Consider the following 23,024-nt stretch of genomic DNA (forward strand, 5'->3'; position numbering starts at 1 on the left):
TTCTGCCCGGAGGGCGTAGGAGCCTTGCTTGCAGGCGATCTGGCGCGCAGCGGCAGCAAACCCTGTGAATGCGGTAAGCCTGACACAACGGGGCCGCCTGGTTTCGTGACTGCTCTGTAGGAGCGAATTCATTCGCGAGACGTTGATGCATGCGACGCATCTATGGCGTCAGGTGGATTTCTCGCGAACAAGTTCGCTCTTGCAGTTCGACCGCAGTGGGCGGGCTTCTTACATCGAACAATCAGATTTCACAAACGGCCCGGCTATTCGGGTCCAGCCTTTGCCGGGGCTGGTCTGGGCGCAGAAGGTTTTGTCCTTGCCTTGCCAGATCCAGTAATGCGCTGGCGCGGCCATGGCCGATGCCGCGCAGGCGCAAAGAAGGAGGGTGAGGGCTATGCGCGAAGACATGTCGTTTTTCCGTTCACTAAATGGTGTGTGTCGAGCTTGCTGCAAGGATCGCTCCGGTTGTGCAGTTTTTTTGGCGTCCGTCCTGGCGTTTCCCCAACAAAGCGGCGGTCTGCCGTCGCGGTGGATCCTGCCCGCCTGAATTCGCAGCCTCCCGCCCCCGGAACCATTGGAAAATCAGGGCTTTGTATCACTTCTGAAAAACTGGATCGATTATTGCTATGTCCTGTTTAGAACAGCTACAGGCGGCAAGCGTCTGTCGGAGGAGGAAGACTGTGGACAAGTTGCTTTACGTCGCCATGAGCGGTGCATCCGAAAACGCCATCGCGCAAAAGGCCCACGCCAACAACCTGGCGAACGTCTCGACTAACGGCTTTCAGCGTGACCTCGAACAGGCACGCTCCATGCCGGTATACGGCGAAGTCATGCCCTCGCGCGCCTATGCCATGAGCGAGCGCCCCGGCACCGATTTCAGCGCTGGCACCATGATCGATACCGGTCGTGATCTGGACGTCGCCGTCAAGGGCGATGGCTGGATGGCCGTGCAGACCCCAGACGGTGGCGAAGCGTACACCCGCACTTCCAGCATGAACATCGACGCGCTCGGCGTGTTGCGTGATGGCAATGGATTGCCGGTCATGGGCAACAGCGGGCCGATTGCCGTGCCGCCACAGCAACAGATCGAAATCGGCGCCGACGGCACAATCAGCGTTCGCTCCCTGGGTGAAAGTCCTCAGGTAATGGCTGAAATCGACCGCATCAAGCTGGTCCGCCCTGACATGGCAAACATGGAAAAGGGCCCCGATGGCCTGATGCACACCAAGGATGGCAAGGCTGCGACGGTGGACGCGAACGTGCAGGTCGAGTCCGGGTTCCTCCAATCGAGCAACGTCAATGCGGTCGCGGAAATGACTTCAGTGCTGGCGCTTTCTCGTCAATTTGAATTGCACATCAAGATGATGAAGACCGCTGAGCAAGATGACGAGTCGATGGCTCGCGTCTTGCAAATGGGCTAATGACTGACAGCTTGCGCCGATAAACAGGCGCTCGAGGAGATTTAGAATGCTTCCGGCACTTTATGTGGCTAAAACCGGCCTGGCCGCTCAGGACACCAACCTGACGACCATTTCGAACAACCTGGCTAACGTTTCGACCACGGGTTTCAAAAGTGATCGGGCGGAGTTCCAGGACCTGCTCTATCAGATCAAGCGTCAGCCAGGCGCCCAGTCCACTCAGGACAGCGAGCTGCCAACCGGCCTGCAATTGGGTACCGGTGTACGCATCGTCGGCACGCAGAAAAACTTCACCGCTGGCAGCCTGCAAGTGACCAACCAGCCGCTGGATATGGCGGTCAACGGTCGTGGCTTTTTCCAGATTCGTCAGCCCGACGGGACTCTGGCCTACACCCGTGACGGTACGTTTCACCTGGACAGCAACGGCCAGATCGTGACCTCCAATGGTTACGCGCTGGAGCCGGCCATTGTCGTGCCGCAGGATTCCCAGACTTTCACCGTCGGCGAAGACGGCACCGTGTCGATCACTACCTCGACTAATGCCGCCACGCCGCAAGTGATCGGCAACGTACAGACCGCTGACTTCATCAACCCGGCGGGCCTGCAATCCCAAGGCGGCAACCTGTATCTGGAAACCGCTTCCAGCGGCGCGCCGCAAGTGGGTACTCCTGGCCTGAACGGGCTCGGCGTGGTCAAGCAGAACACCCTGGAAAACTCCAACGTCAGCACTGTTGAAGAGCTGGTGAACATGATCACCACTCAGCGTGCCTACGAGATGAACTCCAAAGTGATCTCGACCGCCGACTCGATGCTGCAGTACGTGACGCAGAACCTGTAACCCCCGATGCACCCTGACCCAATTGTCGAAACTGATGGGGCGCCTGATTCGCGCCTGCTCCACCGCGAGGTTTTAAGTGTCATGAAACGGCTTCCTGTTCTGCGGCTTTGTGTGTTGGTAGCGTCAGTCTCCGGACTGTCGGTATTGGCTGGCTGCGTTGCGCCAACGGCCAAGCCCAATGACCCTTATTACGCGCCGGTGTTGCCGCGCACGCCGTTGCCTTCGGCGGCCAACAACGGCTCCATCTATCAAGCGGGCTTCGAGCAGAACCTGTACGGCGACCGCAAGGCTTATCGGGTCGGCGACATCATCACCATCACCCTTTCCGAGCGCATGGCAGCGAGCAAAGCCGCCAGCTCCGGGATCAGCAAGACCAGCAAAACCAGCGTCGGCCTGACCTCGCTGTTTGGCGCAGGCGTAAGCACCAATAACCCGGTGGGCGGGGGAAGTCTGAGCCTGGACGCCGGCTATGGCGGCGACCGCGCGACCAAGGGCTCCGGCACCGCAGCGCAGAGCAACACCCTGACCGGTTCGGTGACCGTGACCGTGGCCGATGTGCTGCCCAACGGCATTTTGTCGGTGCGCGGCGAGAAGTGGATGACGCTCAACACCGGTGACGAGCTGGTGCGCATTGCAGGCCTGATTCGCGCCGATGACATCGCCACCGACAACACCGTTTCGTCCACCCGTGTGGCCGACGCGCGCATTACTTATTCCGGTACAGGCGCGTTTGCCGATTCCAGCCAGCCAGGGTGGTTCGACCGATTCTTCCTCAGCCCGTTGTTCCCTTTCTGATCGCGGGATGGCCATGACCAATTTCAAGCAACTGATAGCGGCAGCCTTGCTGATGACCTCAGCCTTCGGCGCTCACGCTGAACGTCTGAAAGACATCGCCAGCATCTCGGGCGTGCGGACCAACCAATTGATCGGCTACGGCCTGGTGGTGGGGCTCAACGGTACGGGCGACCAGACCACCCAGACCCCGTTCACCCTGCAGACCTTCAACAACATGCTTTCGCAGTTCGGCATCAAGGTGCCTGCGGGCTCGGGCACCGTGCAGTTGAAGAACGTCGCGGCGGTGGCGGTGTACGCTGATTTGCCAGCGTTCTCCAAGCCCGGTCAGCAGATCGACATCACGGTTTCGTCCATCGGTAACTCCAAGAGCCTGCGCGGCGGGGCGTTGCTGATGACGCCGATGAAAGGTATCGACGGCAACGTCTACGCCGTGGCTCAGGGCAACCTGGTGGTTGGTGGTTTTGACGCGGAAGGGCGTGACGGTTCGAAGATCACGGTCAACGTGCCGTCATCGGGTCGTATCCCCGGCGGTGCTTCGGTGGAGCGTTCTGTACCGAGCGGTTTCAATCAGGGCAACTCGCTGACGCTGAACCTCAACCGTTCGGATTTCACCACCGCCAAACGCGTAGTCGACAAGATCAACGACATGCTCGGCCCTGGCGTTGCTCAGGCACTGGACGGCGGCTCTGTGCGCGTGACTGCGCCACTGGACCCAAGCCAGCGCGTCGACTACCTGTCGGTACTGGAAAACCTTGAAATCGACCCGGGCCAGACCTCGGCCAAAGTCATCATCAACTCACGTACCGGCACCATCGTCATCGGCCAGAACGTGAAAGTGTCGCCTGCCGCCGTGACTCACGGCAGCCTGACCGTGACCATCACTGAAGACCCGATTGTCAGCCAGCCGGGCGCGTTTTCCAACGGCCAGACCGCTGTGGTTCCGCGTTCGAAAATCAACGCTCAGCAAGAGTTGCACCCGATGTTCAAGTTCGGCCCAGGCACCACGCTGGACGAGATTGTGCGTGCAGTTAACCAGGTCGGCGCAGCACCGGGTGACTTGATGGCGATTCTTGAAGCCTTGAAGCAGGCCGGCGCGTTGCAAGCCGACCTGATTGTGATTTAAGGACGACTGATGAACATTCCGAGCGGCGTGTCTGGCGGTACCACGGCCTCCGGTGATTCGGGGGCGTATACCGACCTCAATCGCCTGACTGCTCTGAAGACCGGCGACCGCGACAGCGATGCCAACCTGAAAAAGGTCGCTCAGGAATTCGAGTCGCTGTTTGTCAGCCAAATGCTCAAGGCCATGCGCTCGGCCAACGAAGTCCTGGCCAAAGACAACCCGATGAACACCGCCGCCACGCGGCAGTATCAGGACATGTACGACCAGCAGTTGTCTGTCAGCATGTCCCGCGAAGGCGGCGGTATCGGCCTGCAGGACGTGCTGATGCGTCAGCTGTCGAAAAACAAGACCGGCGTCGTGCCCGCTGCTTCCGCTATCGACGAGGCAAAGAAGGCCGCCGCCGCCAAAACCGACGGCGCTGTCGCGCAGACCGGCCTGGCCACAAAAATTGCCCAGCGTCCGTTGTGGGCAACGCGCTCTGTGGCGACTGCTGCCACGACGTCTGCCGATGGCGTCTCGCCGCACAACGACGTGGCCGCACTCAACTCCCGTCGTCTGGCTCTGCCGAGCAAACTGGCCGACCGGATCATGGCCGGTATCGTGCCAAATACCGCAGCCGGCGCTCAGGATGCAGCCGCCAGCGCCACGACCCTGAAAAACCGCATCGCGATTTCCAATGCCGTCACCGCGTCAAAAAGCGCTGGCAGCCAAGGCAACGGCGACTGGACCCTGGGCCCGGAATATTCAGCTCCAGCCCATCCTTACATGCGCAACATGGCGCAACCGCCACTGGCGCCAGGCAAGAGTGCTTTCACCAGCCACGACCAGTTCGTCGCGACCATGCTGCCGCTGGCCAAGGAAGCCGCCGCGCGTATCGGCGTCGACCCGAGCGTGCTGGTGGCGCAGGCGGCGCTGGAAACCGGCTGGGGCAAATCGATCATGCGTCAACAAGATGGCAGCAGCAGCTACAACCTGTTCGGCATCAAGGCGCAGGGCGGTTGGAAGGGGCCTGAAGCGCGGGCGATCACCAGCGAGTTTCGCGACGGGCAGATGGTCAAGGAAACGGCGGACTTCCGTTCCTACGACTCGTACGCCAGCAGCTTCCATGACCTGGTGAGCTTCCTGCAGAACAACAACCGCTATCAAGCGACGCTCAAATCGGCCGATAACCCTGAACAGTTTGTGAAAGAGCTGCAGAAGGCCGGCTATGCGACTGATCCGGAATACGCCAGCAAGATTTCACAGATAGCGAAACAGATGAAGAGTGACCAGACCTACGCAGCCGTATCGGGCTCTTCCACGACTTTATAAGGCTTAACCATGTCACTGATCTCAATTGGACTTTCAGGTCTGTACGCCAGCAGCGCGGCGATGACCACGATTGGTAACAACACGGCCAACGTTGATACCCAGGGTTATTCGCGCCAGCAGGTGATGACTGTCGCCAGTGCACAGCAAAATACCGGAGTCGGCTTTGTCGGCACCGGCACCACGCTGTCCGACGTGCGCCGGGTCTACAACAGTTACCTTGATAGCCAATTGCAGACCAGTACAGCGCTCAGCTCAGATGCCACTGCCTACCTGGGGCAGGCCAGCAAACTGGACTCGATGCTGTCGGACAGCTCGACCGGTGTCAGCACCGTGCTCACCAACTTTTTCACCAGCCTGCAGGCCGTTGGCAAAGACGGGACTTCCGTGGCGGCACGCACGACGTTTCTGAAATCGGCGCAGTCGTTGTCTGCCCAGTTCAACTCGATCTCGGCGCAGATGCAGAGTCAGAACTCAAGCATCAACAGCCAGCTCACGTCGCTCACCGGTCAGGTCAATTCCCTGGCGTCGACCATTGCTAACCTCAACGGCCAGATCACCACGGCCCGTGGTGGTGGCAGTGAGCCGAACTCGTTACTTGATGCGCGTAACGAAGCGGTGCGTCAGCTCAACGATCTGGTCGGCGCAAAGGTGGTGGAAACCAATGGCGCCTACGATGTCTCGATCGGTTCCGGTCAGCCGCTGGTTGTCGGTAACACGGCCAACAGCATCTCGGCCGCGCCCAGCGACAGCGACCCTAGTCAATATGCGATCAAGATCAACTCGGCGCAGGGCAGTTCAGACATCACTACGGTGGTCACCGGCGGTTCCGTCGGTGGCCTGCTGCGTTATCGCAGTGAAGTATTGCAACCTGCGGTCAACGAACTGGGGCGCCTGGCGCTGGTGGTTTCTGATCAGGTCAACAGTCAGCTCAATCAGGGCATCGACAGCAACGGCGATTTTGGCGCCAACCTGTTCAACAGCATCAACGACCCGGCACTGACCAGCCAGCGCAGCATAGGCGCTGCGGGTAACAGCGCTGGCTCCGGCAATCTGGATGTGACCATTGCCAACACCGGCGCCCTGACCACTAACGACTACAAAGTGACGTTCACCAGCGACACCGGTTACAGCGTCAAACGCTTGCCGGATGGCAAGGACATGGGCGCCTTCGATCTGGGAACAACGCCTCCTCCGGTGATCGACGGGTTTTCCCTGAAGCTCGACGGCAACGCAGTGGCCGCTGGCGATAGTTTCAAGGTATCGCCGACCCGGACCGGTGCCTCGGGCATCACCACGGTCATGACTGACACCAAGACCATCGCCGCCGCCTCACCGTTGACCGGCAGCGTTGGCACCAAAGAAGGCACCGGCCAGTTCGGCCAGCCGACGCTGACCACGGTTTCGAATATCTACAACACCACGGCCACGGCTGATTTGCGCACGGCGCTTAATAGCTCGATGCCGGTCAGGTTGGTGATGGGCGACGTCACCAATGGCGCGCAGAGTTACAAGCTGGTCGATGCCTCGGGTAAGGCCGTCAATGATGCGTCGGGCAACGCGATCACCGGCAATATCGTGCCGGGTCAAAGCAACGATCTGAGTTTTGAAGTGGGCTACACCGACTCCACGGGTGCAGCGCAGTCCTACAAGTTCGGCATGACCCTGTCCGGTTCGCCAGCTTCGGCCGATACCTACAACATCGACCTGACCGGCGCAGGATCTTCGGACAACCGCAATGCCAACGCCGCGCTGGCTCTGCAGACCAAACAAACCGTAGACACCGCTGCCGCCAACGGCACGGGCATGAGCCTGAGCGACTCCAACAAGAACCTGATTCAAACCGTTGGTGCCCAGGCCGCCCAGGCCAAGAACGACACCACCGCCACCACCGCCGTGCTGACCCAGGCCAAGGCCGCTCGCGACAGTGTGTCCGGCGTATCGATGGACGAAGAAGCCGCCAACCTGGTCAAGTATCAGCAGTACTACACGGCCTCGTCGCAGATCATCAAAGCGGCTCAAGCCATTTTCAGCACGCTGATCAACAGTCTTTAAGGAGTCGTAATCCATGCGTATTTCAACTGCTCAGTTTTACGAAACCAGTGCGTCCAATTACCAGCGCACGTACGCCAACGTCGTCAAGACCGGCGATGAAGTGTCCAGTCAGGTCAAACTCAACACTGCCGGCGATGATCCAATCGGCGCAGCCCGTGTCCTTGAGCTTCAACAGCAAGGCTCGATGCTGCTGCAGTACAAATCCAATATCGAGAACATCAACACCAACGTCGTCCAGACCGAGACCGCACTGACCGCCATCACCTCGGCTATTCAGCGCGCTCAGGAGTTGGTGCTGGGTGCTGGCAATGCGACGTTCACTGACAAGGACCGCCAGGCTAACGCCCAAGAGCTGCAACAGTTGCAGGATCAGGTACTCGGCCTGATGAACAGCCAGGACGCCGACGGCAATTACATCTTCTCGGGCTCGAAATCCACGACGCCGCCTTACGCGATCAATCCCGATGGCAGCTACAGCTATCAGGGCGATCAGAGCCTGAATCAGCTCGATATCGGCAACGGTATTTCCATGGCCAGCAACACCACGGGTTGGGATGCATTCGAGAAAGCGATCAACACCACGCGCACGTCAACGACGCTGACCTCGCCTGCGGTCAATGACAACGTCATTTCCCTGTCCGGCGGTACGGTGAAGTCCGACGCGACCTACAACGCTAAGTTCTCCAGCGGCGAGCCTTACAGCATTACTTTCCAGAGCAGCACGCAGTACAAGATCCTTGATGCCAGCGGCAACGATGTCACGGCTGAAGCGAGCGGCGCTGGCAAATTTAACTCCACCAATGCTGCGACCCAGGCGATCAACTTCCGCGGGCTGGAGCTGAGCCTCAACGTCAACCTGACCGATGCCCAATACGGGGATGCGGGTCAGGCTGATACTGCGGTCGCAGGCCACACATTTACGCTTGGCGTAACCCCCAGCTCGATCAGTACCGCGCGCATGCCCGGGAACACGTCGACCAGTGTCATCACCAGCTCATCGGTGACCGACCAGACCAAATTCAACGAAAACTTTCCGGCAGGCGGCGCGATCCTCAAGTTCACCAGCGCCACTGATTTCGATCTGTACGCGGCGCCCTATGACGCGGCGACCAGTAAACCCGTGTCGAGCGGTACAGTGTCGGGCAGTACCGCAACGGCAGCGGGCGTGACCTTCAACCTCAGCGGCGCACCGGCTGCGGGTGACCAGTTCACGGCCAATTCGTCGACGCAGCAGAGCCAGAACATCCTCAACACCCTGTCTTCGGTCATCACTGCGTTGAACACGCCGGTGACCGATGACGTTGCCAAGCAGAAGCTTCAGGCGGTTTTGACTTCTGCCGTCGGCAACCTCGCCAGCGCGTCGGACGTGATTGGCACCGCGATCGGTGACGGGGGCGCTCGAACCACAACAGCTATCTCTCAAGGGACTACGAATCAGGTGCTGATCGACAACGGCACCACGGAAGCGGGCACCATCACCGCTTCTGATCCGGTCGATGCCATCGCTAGGCTGACGCTGCAAAAAACCATGCTCCAGGCCTCCCAGCTGGTGTTCACCCAGCTGTCTGCGTTGAACCTGTTCAGCAAGTTGTAAGTGCCTGATTGGCAGGCTGCATCAGGGGCGTCCTGACGCAGCCATTTAAACGTCAATCGTTTTTGGTGTTCTGGACTCCGGTGCGGGACGTACCGAACGCCAGTGAGTCTGCTCGTGAATTCAACGCCTCTGGTCAGCATCGTTATTCCTGTTTCCGGCCCGCGCTTTCTGCAGGCGGCTCTCGAAAGTGCATTACTGCAAACCTATCCCAATATTGAAGTCATCGTCTGTGACGACTCACCCACAGAAGAAGCCGGCGATATCGTCCGGGCCTGCGCGCAGCAATCCGCTATTTCCTTACGTTACCTGTTCAATCCCAAGCCCGCAGGGTTCACGGCAAGCCTGGTCAACTGTCTGGCCCAAACCCGTGGCGATTTCATCAAAGTGCTGTGCGACGACGATCTGATCTTTGCCGGTTGCGTCGCGTCTCAGGCTGCGGTTCTACGCGACTGTCCAGAAGTCACAGTGGTAATCGGGCAACGTCGTTTCTATGACGCCCACGATGTGCAGTTGCCCGATCGTCTCGAAAATACTGCGTTAGCACCGGTGAGTGCGCACCTGCGGGGAGATGATGTTCTATCCGCCTTGCGAACCTGTTCCGTGAATGTACTGGGCGGGCTGAGTGGCGCGCTGATGCGCAGAGTGCAGGTGGTTGACGCGCTGAAAGCTTTGGCCCACGACAGTGTTGGTTATCTGGCATTGCTTGATCTGGCGCTCTATGTCCAATTGCTCAAGCAAGGCGACTTGGCCGTGCTCAATCAAGTGCTGAGTGTTGAGCGATTGCACCCTCAACGCTTGAGTGCGCAGCCACGGGTAAAACAACTGGCTGCCCAGGAGCGCCAACGTTTATCCCAGGCTTTGAAGGGTGGGCGGGGAGAGCAGTCTCAGGCTCCAGGCTGGGTCCGTTATCGTCCACTGGATGAACAAATGCCCTTGCCGGTCTGGAAGGAATTCAACCTGGGTCGCATGTTGAGCAGCCAGCTTGCTGCACAACAATTCTCTGTCGGCGTCACAAGCGAGAGTTTTGCTCAGGTCTACGAGCAGTGGCTGGCCTGTCGGCACATAACAGATTTGGATCGCGTCTCACTGCCCCAAACGCTGGCTCAGTGGCCATCGCGGCCAACCATTCTAGTGGTCGTTGTTGATGAGCGTGCTCAGCCTGATCTGCTGAAAATCACCCTTGAGAGTCTAGCCAAGCAGCTTTATGCGCCTCGGTTGACGGTAGTCCTGGGGCAAGGCGCCCATCTTCCGGCGGCCGACGATACCCTCGTTCATCTGGCCATCGAGCCTGATTGGCTCAGTCAGCTGAATCAGGTGATTGCGCAGAGTAACGAGTTCGACTGGTTCTATCTGCTGCGCGCAGGTGATCGTCTGACCGAGTCGGCCCTGTTGCTCCTCGCTGATCGCATCAGTCATTGCGAAGACGTGCGGTGCATTTACAGCGACGAGGGCGCGTTGCATGGCGGGCAGTCCGCTGAGCCTATTTTCAAGCCGGACTTCAATCTGGACCTGATGCGCAGCTATCCCTACGTGGGCAGGGCGCTGGCGTTCGAGCGTGCAGGTTTTGTGCTTGCCGAGGGCCTGGATGCAGGGTTTGGCGAGCTGGCTCCGCACGATCTGCTCTGGCGTATCGTGGAGAGTGATGGCTTCTCGGCGATAGAACACGTGAGCGAAGTATTGCTGGAATCAACCTTGAGCTATGGGCAGTGGCTTACCCTGGACTCGGTCGTCGAGCAGAACGCCAGGGTGCTGGCGGCGCATCTGGACCGGATGGGCGTAGATCACCGGCTTGTTGCAGCGCCAGGGCAACTGATCAACGAAATCGAATACCGGCATGACGCTCAGCCACTGGTGTCCATACTGGTGACTCACAAGGACCAGATAGCGGCGTTGCAGCGCTGCATGGACAGCGTGCTGGAAAAAACTGTCTATCCCCATTATGAGTTGGTGATTGTCGATCAAGGCAGCGTCGATCCAACAGCCATTAGTTGGCTGCAGGGCATGCAGGCGCTGGGTTTTGACAAGATCCGGATTTGCCACTGCCCGGATGAGTACAGCGCCGCCGCATCCGCGCGCAATTATGCCGCCAGCCAGGCGCGTGGTGAGTATGTGCTGATGCTCAGTCCCTTTGCAGTGATCACCCAAAGCGATTGGCTCGACGTGCTTGTCAGCCAGGCCATGAGGCCTGAAGTCGGAGTGGTTGGCGCAAAGATCTTTGAACCGCAGGGGACAATCGTTCATGCGGGTTTGATTTTGGGCCTTAACGGGCCGGTCGGCAGCCTCTTTGCCGGTGCTCCGATGCATAGCAGCGGGTACATGGGGCGCCTGCACAGTGTTCAAAACCCAAGTGCGATGGGGCCCGACTGCCTGATGGTCCGGCGACGGATCTTTGAAGAAATCGACGGTCTGGATCAGAACTTCATCGACGCTGAATTAGCGGCCGCCGACCTCTGCCTGCGTGTACGTAATCACGGCTACATGATTGTCTGGACCCCTCGGGCCGTGCTGGCATTGGGCGAGGCATCCGGTCAGTCCGCAGAGTCCCAGCTCAAGGCGCCGGTCAGTGCTGATATACGCCTGTTCTATCAGCGCTGGCTGAGCGTGATTGCCAATGACCCGGCCTATAACGTCAATCTGCAGTTGAAAGGCGCCTCCTTTGCGCTGGACCCAGGTACAACCAGACCCTGGAGGCCAATCGTCGATCCGCGCTTGCCTCGGGTATTGGCAGTACCGGTGAACACGACAGGGGCCGGGCACTATCGCGTGGCCCAACCGTTCAAGGCGCTGGAGTCCGCAGCCCTGGCGGTCGGGCATCTTGAATACGGTTCGCTTTCGTTGACCGACATTGCGCGTGCAGCGCCAGATGTCATCGTCATTCAGGGGTGCTACACCCGCAACGCCGTCCTTGAACTGGAGTCAATGGTGTCGTGTATCAAGGCGCGGTTTGTTTATGAAATCGACGACTACGTGCCCTCGCTTCCTGCGCTCAACATGCATGGCAAGGAATTGCCGGCCGATGTGGAGGAGCTGGTGCGAAAGGGTGCGTCGCTGTGCGACACAATGGTGGTGTCCACATCGCCGCTCGCCGAGGCGCTGAGCTCCATGCACTCCGACATTCGTGTGGTGCCGAACATGCTGGCGCCGCACTTGTGGCGCGACGTGAAGAGCCGTCGTGGCACGTCGAAAAAACCGCGCGTGGGCTGGGGTGGTGGAACCAGTCACACAGGCGATTTGCTGGTGCTGGCTCAAGTGATTCCAGCGTTGGCCAGCGAGGTGGACTGGATATTCTTCGGCATGTGCCCGGAGGATCTTTTGCCATACGTCCACGAGTTTCACCCACCAGTGAGCATGCAAGCCTATCCTGCGAAACTGGCGAGCCTGAATCTGGACCTGGCGTTGGCTCCGCTGGAGTTTCATGTATTCAACGACTGCAAGAGTAATTTGCGTTTGCTGGAGTACGGCGCCTGCGCATACCCGGTGATCTGCACCGATACCAAGGCCTACGAGGGCGATCTACCCTGTACCCGGGTAATCGGTAATTCGCCCGAGGAGTGGTTGCAGGCCATCCGGATGCATCTGGATGATCCCCAAACGAGTTATCGAATGGGCGATGCGCTGCGCGATGCGGTCATGGGACGGTATCTCCTGGAAGGCGACCATCTCAAACAATGGGTTCATGGCTGGCTGGACGCGTAAACGTGAGACAGTCATTGCTGCGCACAATGTTGCTGCTCAAGTGGCAGTAAAGAAAAAAGGGGTAGCGGTATGTTCGACGGCAAATCAGTTTTCATCTCAGGCGCTACCGGCTCGTTCGGGCGGATGTTCATTCGCCACTTGCTTGAGCGTTATCAGCCCAAGCGCGTGGTGGTGTTCTCCCGCGACGAGCTTAAGCAGTACGAGATGCAGCAGGAATTCAATGCGCCGTGCATGCGCTATTTTCTGGGTGATGTGCGCGACGCCGAGCGCTTGCATCAGGGCATGCGCGGGATCGATTACGTCGTGCATGCTGCGGCCCTCAAACATGTGCCGGCTGCTGAGTACAACCCCACGGAATTCATTCGCACCAACGTCAACGGCGCAGAGAACATCATTGCTGCAGCGCTTGCCAACGGCGTGAAAAAAGTCATCGCCCTGTCCACCGACAAAGCCGCGAGCCCCATCAACCTGTACGGCGCCACCAAGCTGCTGTCGGACAAGTTGTTCGTGGCAGCCAACAACATTGCCGGCGAAGAGCAGACCCGTTTCGCTGTGGTGCGTTACGGCAATGTGGCGGGCTCGCGTGGCTCGATCGTGCCGTTCTTCAACAAGCTGATCGCCAGCGGGGCCAAGGAGTTGCCGATCACTGATGCGCGCATGACGCGCTTCTGGATCACCCTGGATCACGGCGTGGATTTCGTGATGCAGAGCTTTGCCCGTATGCACGGCGGTGAAGTGTTCGTGCCCAAGATTCCCTCGGTGCGCATTGTCGATCTGGCGCAGGCCATGGCCGCTGGACTGCCGCACAAGCTGGTGGGTATTCGCCCCGGCGAAAAACTGCATGAGCTGATGGTGCCGCAGGACGATGCACGCATGACCCTGGAATTCGACGATCACTACACCATCGTGCCTTCGATCCGCTTCAATAACGTCGACGCTGATTTCAGTCTCGACGCCACCGGCGCCAAAGGTCGTGCAGTGGCAGATGATTTTGAATACCGCTCCGACACCAACCCGGATTTCCTCTCCGTCCGCCAGATAGGCGAACTGCACGCTGATATCACGCCATGATTCCCTATGGCCGTCAGAGCCTGGATCAGGCTGACATTGATGCGGTGGTTCGGGTGCTGGAATCCGACTGGCTGACCCAGGGCCCGACCATCGAGCGTTTCGAAACGGCCATGGCTGCACGCTGCGAAGCGGGCTTTGGCGTGGCGGTGTGCAACGCCACGGCGGCGCTGCACATCGCCTGTCTGGCGCTGGACCTGGGCCTGGGTGACGCACTCTGGACCAGCCCCAACACCTTTTTGGCATCGGCCAATTGCGCACGTTATTGCGGCGCCAATGTGGACTTTGTCGACATCGATCCAAACACCTGGAATCTGGACGTGGTCGCGCTCAGGCACAAGCTCGAACGCGCCGAGCAGACCGGGACATTGCCCAAAGTGTTGGTGGCGGTGGCGTTCTCGGGGCAAAGCTGCGACATGCGCGCCATTGCCGGTTTGGCCGAACGCTATGGCTTTGCGGTCATTGAAGACGCATCCCATGCGGTGGGCGCCTCCTATGCCGGGCGACCGGTGGGCTGCGGCGCGTTCGCCGCGATGACAGTATTCAGTTTCCATCCGGTAAAAATCATCACCAGCGGCGAGGGTGGCCTGGTGCTGACCAATCGCCCTGAGCTGGCCGAGCGTTTGCGCTCGTTGCGCAGCCACGGCATGACCCGCGATCCGGCGCAGATGAGGCAGGCAAGCCATGGCCCTTGGTACTACGAGCAGGTTGAGCTGGGTTTCAATTACCGAATCACCGACATCCAGGCCGCGTTGGGCCTTTCGCAGCTGGACAAGCTTGATGGCTTTTTGGCCCGCCGTCGTGAACTGGCTGCGAGGTATCACGCGCTGCTGGCGGACCTGCCACTGACGTTGCCGACGGCACAGGCTGACGCCCACTCGGCGTGGCATTTGTATGTGGTGCGCGTGCAGACCGAGCGTGTGAGCTTGAGTCATCGTCAGGTGTTTGAAGCCTTGCGCGCGGCCGGAATCGGCGTAAACGTGCATTACATTCCGGTTCATCTTCAGCCCTATTACCGCGCTCTGGGCTTTAAGGCGGGGGATTTTCCCGAGGCTGAGGCGTATTACGGCCAGGCGATAAGCCTGCCGATGTACCCGGCAATGACCGATCAGCAGCAGGATGAAGTGATTGAACAGTTGAAGCGGCTGTTGTTGTCCGATGCAGCAGAGGAGGCGTGATGCGTGAACTGACTGAGCAAGAGCAATTCTGGCAGGGCGACTTCGGTGACGACTACGCCGAGCGCAATCAGGGCAACGCGCTGGTTGCGGCCAACGTCGCGATGTTCGCCAAGGCGCTGGCCCGCGTGCAACCACTCAAGAGCCTGTTGGAGCTGGGTACCAACACCGGTAACAACTTGCTGGCGCTCAGTGGTTTGCTGCCGGGCTGTGAATTGCACGGCGTGGAGATCAACGCCAAGGCCCATGCGCAGGCACTGGCCTTGGGAGTTGCCCAGATCTGGCAGGGCTCGTTGTTCGATTTTCCGCGCCAACGCACGTTCGACCTGACCCTGAGCAAAGGGGTTCTGATTCATCTGGCGCCCGAGCTGTTGGCGGAGGCCTACGCGCAGCTGTATCACCTGAGCAACCGCTATATCCTGATTGCCGAGTATTACAACCCGTCCCCGGTCGAGGTGCTGTATCGCGGCAACACCGGCAAGCTGTTCAAGCGTGATTTCGCCGGTGAAATGCTTGAGCGCTACAGCGATTTGCAGCTGCTCGATTACGGTTTTGTCTATCGCCGTGACCCGCAATTCCCGGTCGACGACATCACCTGGTTCCTGCTGGAAAAACGCCCGTGAACGCTGTAGCGATCATTCCCGCGCGCGGCGGCAGTCAGCGCATCGCCCGCAAGAATCTAAAGCTGTTCAACGGCCTGCCGATCGTCGTCTGGTCGATCCGCGCAGCGCTGGCCAGCGGGCTGTTCGACCGCGTGGTGGTCAGCACTGATGATGACGAGATTGCCCAGGTTGCCCGCGAGCATGGCGCGCAGGTGCCCTTCATGCGCCCGGTCGAACTGGCGGATGCGTTTACCGGGACTGCCGCGGTTATCGAGCACGCCATCGGTGCGCTGGATCAGTCGTTCGATTTGGTTTGCTGCATATATGCCACGGCGCCTCTTCTCCAAACGCGGTTTTTGCGTCAGGGATTCGAGGCGCTGAACGCTGCGCCGCAGGCCTCTTATGCGTTCTCGGTGTGCAGCTTTGGCTTCCCGGTGCAGCGCGCTTTGCTGATCAATGACGCAGGCACGCTGGCCCCTATGCACCCCGAATACCGCAACGTGCGTTCCCAGGATTTGCCAGCGGCGTATCAGGACGCCGGGCAGTTCTATTGGGGCCGTAGCGAGGCCTGGTTGCGCGGTGATGTGATTTTTTCTGCGCTGAGTCTGCCGGTGATCGTGCCTCGGCATCTGGTGCAAGACATCGACACCGAAGAGGACTGGCTGCGTGCTGAGTATATGTACGCCGCCCTCAAGGCGGGTGGGGAGCTGCAGCCGTGAGGGTCTTGATACGCGCCGACGCCTCGATCTCCATCGGCAGCGGGCACATCGCGCGCTGCATGACCCTGGCCGAGGTGTTGCGCAAGGACGGCGCCGAGGTGGTCTTCGCGTGTCGGCAATTGCCGGGGCATTTGCTGCAGCGGCTTGAAGATCAGGGCTTCGTCGCCCACTCGTTACCGGGGATTTATCAACAAGCCTCGGTTCAGGATCACGAACCTGCCGTCGACATTGAAGCGCCATTGGCGTGGCAAGCGGACATTGACGCGTTGGCGGCTGTGCTGGGCGCACAGGCCCGGTTCGACTGGCTGATCGTCGACCATTACGGCCTCGATGCGCGCTGGGAAAGCGCCGCACGACAATTTGCCGATCACCTCCTGGCGATTGACGATCTGGCAAATAGGCCGCACGCCGTGGACCTGCTTCTGGACCAAAACTTCTCCGCGCAGGCGGTCGATCAGGCCTATGCGCCGTGGATCGGTGCCGAGTGCAAGGCAATGCTCGGACCGCGCTTTGCCTTGTTGCGCGAACAGTTTCACTGCGCGCCGATCGAGATTCGCCCGCAGGTCAAACGAGTTGTGGTCAATTTCGGCGGATTCGACGCCGCGCGGCAGGTTCACAACGCCATGCTTGCGCTCGTCGGCTTCCCTGAGCTTGAAGTCGACTTCGTGGCTGGCCTGCACAATCCGGATTGGGACGCGATGAGCAGGCTTGTCGCCGACCGACCTCACTGGCGCCTGCATGCATTGGTGAGTGATTTTTTCGGATTGCTGCAACAGGCGGACCTGTTCATTGGCGCCGGTGGCGGCACCACATGGGAACGCGCGGCGCTGGGTGTGCCGACGATCTGTATCTCGGTGGCCAACAATCAGGCGCTCAACGCGCAATTGCTGGCCCAGGCCGGGGGGCATCTTTACCTGGGGCCCCATCCATCATTGGATCGTCAACAGCTGACCGACGCCATTGCGGTGATGTGCGCCAACCGCGCGCTGCGACACAGTTTCGCCGTGCGCTCGCGCGCGTTGGTCGATGGGCTGGGGGCAAAGCGGGTCGCTGCCGCGTTACTGGCCCCCGTGCTGGCATTGCGTTTGGCCACAGCGCAGGACGTGCGCCTGTTATTCGAAGGCCGTAATGCCGACTCGGTGCGACGTAGGGCTTTCAACAGTGAGCCGATCGATTGGGACAGCCATGTGCGTTGGTTCGAGCGAAGCCTGGCCGATGATCAGCGTCTGCTGTTGATTGCACACACCGCCCAAGGGCCGATTGGCGTGCTGCGTTACGACCTGCGGGGTGAGCACGCTGAGGTGTCTGTTTATCTGATGCAGGGCCAGGCAGGACTTGGTTGGGGCAGGGCGTTATTAGGCAGTGGCGATCGGTTCGTGCGAGGGCACTGGCCGAACGTGCGCATTATCGAAGCGCGAGTCATGGCCGATAACGAAGTGTCTCTCCGGCTCTTTCAAAAGGCCGGTTACGTACAGGCCGAATGTTATTTTCAGCGAGTGATCAGAGATGAGTAGTTTCAAGATTGGTTCACGCTCGGTAGGCGAGAACTCGCCGCCGTTCGTTATTGCCGAGATGAGTGGCAACCACAACCAGTCGCTGGATCAGGCGTTGCGCATCGTCGATGCTGCCGCCGAAGCCGGTGCTCATGCGCTTAAACTGCAAACCTATACCGCTGACACCATGACGCTGGATATCGCCGAGGGCGAGTTTTTCATCCAGGACGCGGACAGTCTTTGGGCGGGCTCATCTCTGTATTCGTTGTATGAGAAAGCCCACACGCCTTGGGAGTGGCATGCACCTATTTTTGAGCGTGCCAAGTCGCTGGGCATGCTGGCGTTCTCCACGCCGTTCGATGAAACCGCAGTGGATTTCCTCGAAAGTCTCGACGTACCGGCGTACAAGATCGCCAGCTTCGAGAACACCGATATTCCGTTGATCCGCCGGGTGGCTGCCACGGGCAAGCCCATGATCATATCCACCGGCATGGCCAGCATCGCCGAGCTGGACGACAGCGTGCGCGCTGCCCGTGAAGCCGGCTGCCAGGATCTGGTGCTGCTTAAGTGCACCAGCACCTATCCGGCTTCGCCCCTCAATAGCCACATCCGCACCATCGCCCACTTGCGCGATCTGTTTGGCTGCCAGGTCGGCCTGTCCGATCACACCATGGGCGTGGGTGTGTCTGTCGCAGCCGTGGCGATGGGCGCCACGATCATCGAAAAACACTTCACCCTCGACAGGGCTGACGGTGGAGTTGATTCAAGCTTTTCCCTTGAGCCGGCCGAACTCGCAAGCCTTGTGATCGAGACCGAGCGTGCCTGGCAAGCAATGGGTCGTGTGCAGTATGGCGCCACTCAAGCCGAACAAAAGTCACTGGTGTTTCGCCGCTCGCTGTACGTGGTCAGGGACATTGCAGAGGGCGAGATGCTCACTGTCCATAACGTGCGCGCTATCCGCCCAGGGTTGGGCCTGGCGCCCAAACACATTGATGCGGTGCTGGGTCGCACGGCGCGGCAGGCGATCAGGCGCGGGACGGCGTTGAGTTGGGATGCCGTGCTTTAAGTGCTAGTCCAGAAGGGCAGAGGCAAGCACTGCTGATCTGGACGTCAGCACAGGGATTGATTTGAGCTCAAAGAAACAGAGTCCGGTGCCGTCGGAGTAGTACACGGCGTCTTGCTTTTGCAGCGCCAGATCGGTGCCGGGCACGGAAAAACGGTCAGTTGCCGGTTCATAATTACGCGCAGTCGTCCTGCCGCCCGGCGGGATGATGACGAAGCCCACCGTAGGGTTCAGCGGGTTACTGACGTTTTTAATCGCGATTTGCTCGATGAGCCTGCCGCCGAGCGCTTCAACCGTCTGCGCCATGTGTTTTATGTACCCGAGCCGGTCCATGCGTTGCTTGCCTTCATCACTGTTGAGCTCATAACACGGCTCGAAGAGGATGAGGGTGTGCGCCGTCACCCTGAAGAGCTCCGACAGCAACGGGGTCAGTGCTCCACCGTTCGGTTCTAGGGCGTGGCTTGAGATCGTCACGCTGATGGATTTGTCTTGAAGGGGGATTTCCGAGATGTCCGCCACGAACGGTACGAGCGCGTCGTAGCCAGCGCCCATCATTTCCCGTGCGAAGCCCAGTCCTTTGTAAATCCTCGACCAGCTGATGTCGAAGGCAAAAATATGCGTGGGCTTGAGGGCCAATTGCGCGGTGAGCAGACTCAGCGTGGTGATTTCGCCGGTACCGACGTCGAGCAGCGAATAGCCTTCTTGTACGTGACGATCAATGACCTCGGCCATTTCCGCTACGTAGGCCAACAGTTGCGTCTGGTTGTTGCGGGCATGGTCGATGTAGGTGCCGGCTTGCAAGTCGTAGGCGATTTCGATGATTTGCGGGTTATTGGCGTCCAGGCCCTTTTGGTCGCGCAGCACCTGCGTGACATTCCGGCCTTCGGCGTATGCCTTGCGTGCTGCCAAGAGGTCGAAATATTTAACGTCGGTGTCGTTCATTGTGCGTCCCTGAAACCGGTTAATTACGTGCTGGTATCGTGTCACTTCGTCACACTGCCCAGCAAGCCGGATACCGTGGCGCCAGCGACTCAGCACTTCACACCAGCGTGACATCTTCATGTCAATTGCCTGTCGTGAGCGCAATCGAGCCTTGCGCAGCGTCTACCGCTCAGCTAAAAGCTTGTAAAACTTTTGGTGACCTATGAGTCATAACGCGCATCTTCACTGTATCGTGCAGTTGGGTGAAGCGGGCATAAGCTTGATTTCAGAGACATTCTGCAAGCCCCGCCCCATAGGTGTTGCCTTTTTTGCGACCACAAGCCCCAGATTTTCAATGCCGCACCCTTGAGTTTGCGGTGATGTCCAGCAAGTTTTTTATTGGGAAGCCATGATGATTGGCATCAAAAGCATAGCGAGTTATGTGCCTGCAGCCGGCGTTGACAATTACGCGCAGGGCGCCAAATTCGGGAAGGATGACGAGTTCATCCTCGGCAAGATCGGTTCTGCTTTTCTGCCACGCAAGGACGACGCTCAAGAAACTTCCGACCTGTGCGTCGAAGCCGTCAACGCGTTGTTCGCCAACAATCCTGATCTCAAGCGCGAGTCCATCGATGCGCTGATCGTCGTCACGCAGAACGGCGACGAAGAAGGCCTGCCACACACTGCGGCCATCGTGCAGGACAAGCTCGGACTGCCGACCCACGTGGCAGCATTCGACATTTCGCTGGGTTGCTCGGGCTACGTCTACGGCATCTATGCGCTCAAAGGCTTCATGGAAGCTGCAGGCCTGAAGAATGGCCTGTTGGTCACCGCCGATCCGTATTCCAAGATCGTCGACCCCGAAGACCGCAACACAACTATGCTCTTCGGCGATGCCGCCACCGCGACCTGGATGGGCGAAGACGCTCCATGGCAGCTGGGCAAGGCCAAGTTCGGCACCGACGGCTCAGGCGCGCCGTTCCTGAAAACCAGCAACGGCGTGTTCTTCATGAATGGCCGTCAGGTATTCAACTTCGCCCTGCTCAAAGTCCCGGCCCATTTGCATGAGCTGCTGGATGAATCGGGCTTGCAATCGTCCGACATCGACGCGTTCTGCATCCACCAGGGCAGCGCCGCCATCGTCGACGCCGTGGCGCGCCGCTTTGAAGGCGAGCCCGAGAAGTTTTTGAAGGACATGCTTGAGACCGGCAACACCGTGTCGTCGAGCATCCCGCTGCTGCTGGAAAAACACGTCATCGCTTCCAAGTGGAAGCGTATTGCGATCAGCGGGTTTGGTGTGGGGTTGTCCTGGGGCTCGGCGATCATCTATCGTCCTTGACCTGACGAGCCAACCTGAACGGCGACCTGATCATCAGGTCGCCGTTTTGCATTTGGTGCCGATCCCACTCCATGGATAGCGGTGATGAGTGAAATCTTTGAGCGCAACTGCGCTGTCCTTGAACAACGCTGGCCGCAGTTGCTGCAGCGCCTGCTCGGCGAGGACGTCGAGTCAGTTGCCGTTGAGCTGGTGGAGGGTCGCACGCCAACCCTGAGCGTGTCCGGCATCCAACTGACCAGTCGCCATGACCGGCTCAAGGAAGCACAGCTTCAGGCAGGCAGCCTGCCTGCCAACGCCGCGCAAGTGCATGTCTACGGTATCGGCTTGGGCGACCTGCCGCGTGTGCTGTTGGCTTCAACGTCCCTTCAACGGCTGCATGTTCATATTCTCAACAGCGCCTTGTTCGCAGTCGTGCTCAATTTGCTGGAGCAAGAAGACTGGCTGTCCGATCCAAGGGTTACGCTTGGGTATGCCGGCGACGAGCCTGAAATCAGACTGCCGTTTTTCGCATTGCCCGCCGAGCTGGTGTTGGCGGACGATTCCAGTGCGCGGATCAGGGATCGGTTGGTCAGCGAAGTGCATCTTGGTTTCAGCAATCTGGGGTTCGATCCACAGGCCGAGGATAACCAGCGGCATCTTCAGCAGGGTCTGGCGCTGCTGCAAAGCGATACGGACGTGCGCGAGCTGTTTGGCACTCAGGTCGGTCGGGAGGTGTTCATCATCGCCACCGGACCCAGCCTGCAGCAACACCTGCCGCGGTTGCTCGCGACCCGGGATGCACCCGAGCGACCGCTCTTGATCTGTGTCGACACGGCGCTCGTTCCCCTGCGCCAACACGGCATCGACCCTGATGTTGTGGTCAGCATCGATCATCACATCACCGCCCGGCATCTTGTGCCCGAGAACACCGCACACATCACGCTGGTGTACCTGCCCCGACTGGATGAAAAAGTCATCAGCGCCTGGCAGGGGCCTCGGTATGTAGGTTACTCGAGCAGCCCGATGTATGAGCAGATTCGCCAGCAAATCCCCCGGGCAATCCTCTTTGGAGGCGGCAGTGTGATTCACCCGGCGATTGATCTAGCGGTGCAGATGGGCGCTGCCCGCATCACCCTGTTTGGCGCCGACTTCGCCTTCCCTGGCGATAGAACTCACACGGGCTGGCACGAAGGCGACCTAGGGCCTTCAGCGAACATCTCTCGGCATTGGGTCGTGGACGGGCGTGGCGAAAAAGTGAAAACCCAACTCAACTTCCGCGGCTACCTGATCGAGCTTGAGCGCTACATCACCCGTCATCCCGAGGTGAGTTTCTTCAACACCAGCCGCGACGGCGCGCTGATTGTAGGCACCACCTTCGACCCGGACTGGACTGCACCATGACCAACCCTGCCAGCATCATCACCGAGGCATGCCGTTGCGCCGACCTTTTCCGCCTGGGTCGCGATATCGAAGCCGCTCTCGTTATGGTCGAACTCATCGATACAGCCATGCCGCTCTTCGCCACGCGCCCAACCGCCGAGCAACACGCCTGCAGCCAGGTGCTCGGCGCAATTCTTGACTGTCAGGAACGCCAGGACTGGATTGGTTTGGCGGATTGGCTGGAAGTTGAGTTTGTGGGGATGTTGGAGAACTGACTTTCAATTAATTCACCAATCAACGAAACTTCCTACAGTGCGCTGTTATTAATTTATATGTCTGGCTCAAGCTAATACGGCTTGAGCCTTTTTTTTGAATTTATTTAACTTTTATAGATATTCAATAAAAGCGTGAAGTTATCGTGGTTCTTATCCGGCATCTGTCGTGATGGCACAGTTTGC

General features: G+C 59.3%; 19 protein-coding genes. 17 read left to right on the top strand and 2 right to left on the bottom strand.

Features of this window, described 5'->3' with window-relative positions; genetic code table 11:
- Nucleotides 1-228 precede the first annotated feature (228 nt).
- Complete coding sequence (locus tag ACWKV9_RS17555; RefSeq protein ID WP_483837402.1) at nt 229-408, bottom strand: hypothetical protein; 180 nt, start codon at nt 406-408, stop codon at nt 229-231.
- A gap of 272 nt (nt 409-680) precedes the next feature.
- Between ACWKV9_RS17555 and flgF the strand changes: the two genes are divergently transcribed.
- The 14 genes from flgF (at nt 681) to pseI (ending at nt 18,950) form a co-directional block, all read left to right on the top strand.
- Nucleotides 681-1,421 carry a flagellar basal body rod protein FlgF gene (gene flgF, locus ACWKV9_RS17560; RefSeq protein WP_483837403.1) on the top strand — a complete coding sequence of 247 codons (741 nt, stop codon included), beginning with the start codon at nt 681-683 and terminating at the stop codon, nt 1,419-1,421.
- 46 nt (nt 1,422-1,467) lie between these two features.
- Nucleotides 1,468-2,256: a flagellar basal-body rod protein FlgG gene (gene flgG / locus ACWKV9_RS17565; protein ID WP_483837404.1), complete on the top strand. Its 789-nt coding sequence runs from the start codon at nt 1,468-1,470 to the stop codon at nt 2,254-2,256.
- 81 nt (nt 2,257-2,337) lie between these two features.
- Entirely contained in the window at nt 2,338-3,051 is a 714-nt protein-coding gene (gene flgH / locus ACWKV9_RS17570) for a flagellar basal body L-ring protein FlgH (RefSeq protein ID WP_483837405.1), read from the top strand.
- 13 nt (nt 3,052-3,064) lie between these two features.
- Complete coding sequence (gene flgI, locus ACWKV9_RS17575) at nt 3,065-4,174, top strand: flagellar basal body P-ring protein FlgI (RefSeq protein ID WP_483837406.1); 1,110 nt, start codon at nt 3,065-3,067, stop codon at nt 4,172-4,174.
- A gap of 9 nt (nt 4,175-4,183) precedes the next feature.
- Nucleotides 4,184-5,485, top strand: a complete 1,302-nt coding sequence (gene flgJ / locus ACWKV9_RS17580) for a flagellar assembly peptidoglycan hydrolase FlgJ (protein WP_483837407.1) — start codon at nt 4,184-4,186, stop codon at nt 5,483-5,485.
- Nucleotides 5,486-5,494: 9 nt separating this feature from the next.
- On the top strand, nt 5,495-7,537 hold the full coding sequence (gene flgK / locus ACWKV9_RS17585; protein ID WP_483837408.1) for a flagellar hook-associated protein FlgK: 2,043 nt from the start codon (nt 5,495-5,497) through the stop codon (nt 7,535-7,537).
- 13 nt (nt 7,538-7,550) lie between these two features.
- The gene (locus ACWKV9_RS17590) at nt 7,551-9,131 is read left to right on the top strand and encodes a flagellar hook-associated protein 3 (RefSeq protein WP_483837409.1); all 1,581 of its coding nucleotides are present in this window, start codon (nt 7,551-7,553) and stop codon (nt 9,129-9,131) included.
- A gap of 114 nt (nt 9,132-9,245) precedes the next feature.
- Nucleotides 9,246-12,827 (top strand): glycosyltransferase, encoded by a 3,582-nt coding sequence (locus ACWKV9_RS17595; protein ID WP_483837410.1) that lies wholly within the window; start codon nt 9,246-9,248, stop codon nt 12,825-12,827.
- Between the two features lie 69 nt (nt 12,828-12,896).
- Complete coding sequence (gene pseB, locus ACWKV9_RS17600) at nt 12,897-13,898, top strand: UDP-N-acetylglucosamine 4,6-dehydratase (inverting) (RefSeq protein WP_483837411.1); 1,002 nt, start codon at nt 12,897-12,899, stop codon at nt 13,896-13,898.
- Complete coding sequence (gene pseC, locus ACWKV9_RS17605) at nt 13,895-15,073, top strand: UDP-4-amino-4,6-dideoxy-N-acetyl-beta-L-altrosamine transaminase (protein WP_483837412.1); 1,179 nt, start codon at nt 13,895-13,897, stop codon at nt 15,071-15,073. Before pseB ends, pseC begins: the two co-directional genes overlap by 4 nt.
- Nucleotides 15,073-15,693 (top strand): pseudaminic acid biosynthesis-associated methylase, encoded by a 621-nt coding sequence (locus ACWKV9_RS17610; protein WP_483837413.1) that lies wholly within the window; start codon nt 15,073-15,075, stop codon nt 15,691-15,693. The genes pseC and ACWKV9_RS17610 overlap by 1 nt, the downstream gene beginning before the upstream one ends.
- Nucleotides 15,690-16,391 (top strand): pseudaminic acid cytidylyltransferase, encoded by a 702-nt coding sequence (gene pseF / locus ACWKV9_RS17615; RefSeq protein ID WP_483837414.1) that lies wholly within the window; start codon nt 15,690-15,692, stop codon nt 16,389-16,391. The genes ACWKV9_RS17610 and pseF overlap by 4 nt, the downstream gene beginning before the upstream one ends.
- Complete coding sequence (gene pseG / locus ACWKV9_RS17620) at nt 16,388-17,905, top strand: UDP-2,4-diacetamido-2,4,6-trideoxy-beta-L-altropyranose hydrolase (RefSeq protein ID WP_483837415.1); 1,518 nt, start codon at nt 16,388-16,390, stop codon at nt 17,903-17,905. Before pseF ends, pseG begins: the two co-directional genes overlap by 4 nt.
- A complete protein-coding gene (pseI, locus tag ACWKV9_RS17625) occupies nt 17,898-18,950 on the top strand; it encodes a pseudaminic acid synthase (RefSeq protein WP_483837416.1) in 1,053 nt (350 codons plus the stop codon). Before pseG ends, pseI begins: the two co-directional genes overlap by 8 nt.
- A 3-nt stretch (nt 18,951-18,953) precedes the next feature.
- Here the strand turns inward: pseI and ACWKV9_RS17630 are convergent, their stop codons facing one another.
- Nucleotides 18,954-19,889: a class I SAM-dependent methyltransferase gene (locus tag ACWKV9_RS17630; RefSeq protein ID WP_483837417.1), complete on the bottom strand. Its 936-nt coding sequence runs from the start codon at nt 19,887-19,889 to the stop codon at nt 18,954-18,956.
- Between the two features lie 391 nt (nt 19,890-20,280).
- Here ACWKV9_RS17630 and ACWKV9_RS17635 point away from each other — a divergent pair, with 391 nt between their 5' ends.
- The 3 genes from ACWKV9_RS17635 (at nt 20,281) to ACWKV9_RS17645 (ending at nt 22,841) form a co-directional block, all read left to right on the top strand.
- Nucleotides 20,281-21,207 (top strand): ketoacyl-ACP synthase III, encoded by a 927-nt coding sequence (locus ACWKV9_RS17635; protein WP_483837418.1) that lies wholly within the window; start codon nt 20,281-20,283, stop codon nt 21,205-21,207.
- An 84-nt stretch (nt 21,208-21,291) separates the two neighbouring features.
- Nucleotides 21,292-22,587, top strand: a complete 1,296-nt coding sequence (locus ACWKV9_RS17640) for a motility associated factor glycosyltransferase family protein (protein ID WP_483837419.1) — start codon at nt 21,292-21,294, stop codon at nt 22,585-22,587.
- Complete coding sequence (locus ACWKV9_RS17645; RefSeq protein WP_483837420.1) at nt 22,584-22,841, top strand: hypothetical protein; 258 nt, start codon at nt 22,584-22,586, stop codon at nt 22,839-22,841. Before ACWKV9_RS17640 ends, ACWKV9_RS17645 begins: the two co-directional genes overlap by 4 nt.
- The last annotated feature ends 183 nt before the right edge of the window (nt 22,842-23,024 follow it).

This window comes from Pseudomonas corni, from assembly GCF_057128765.1.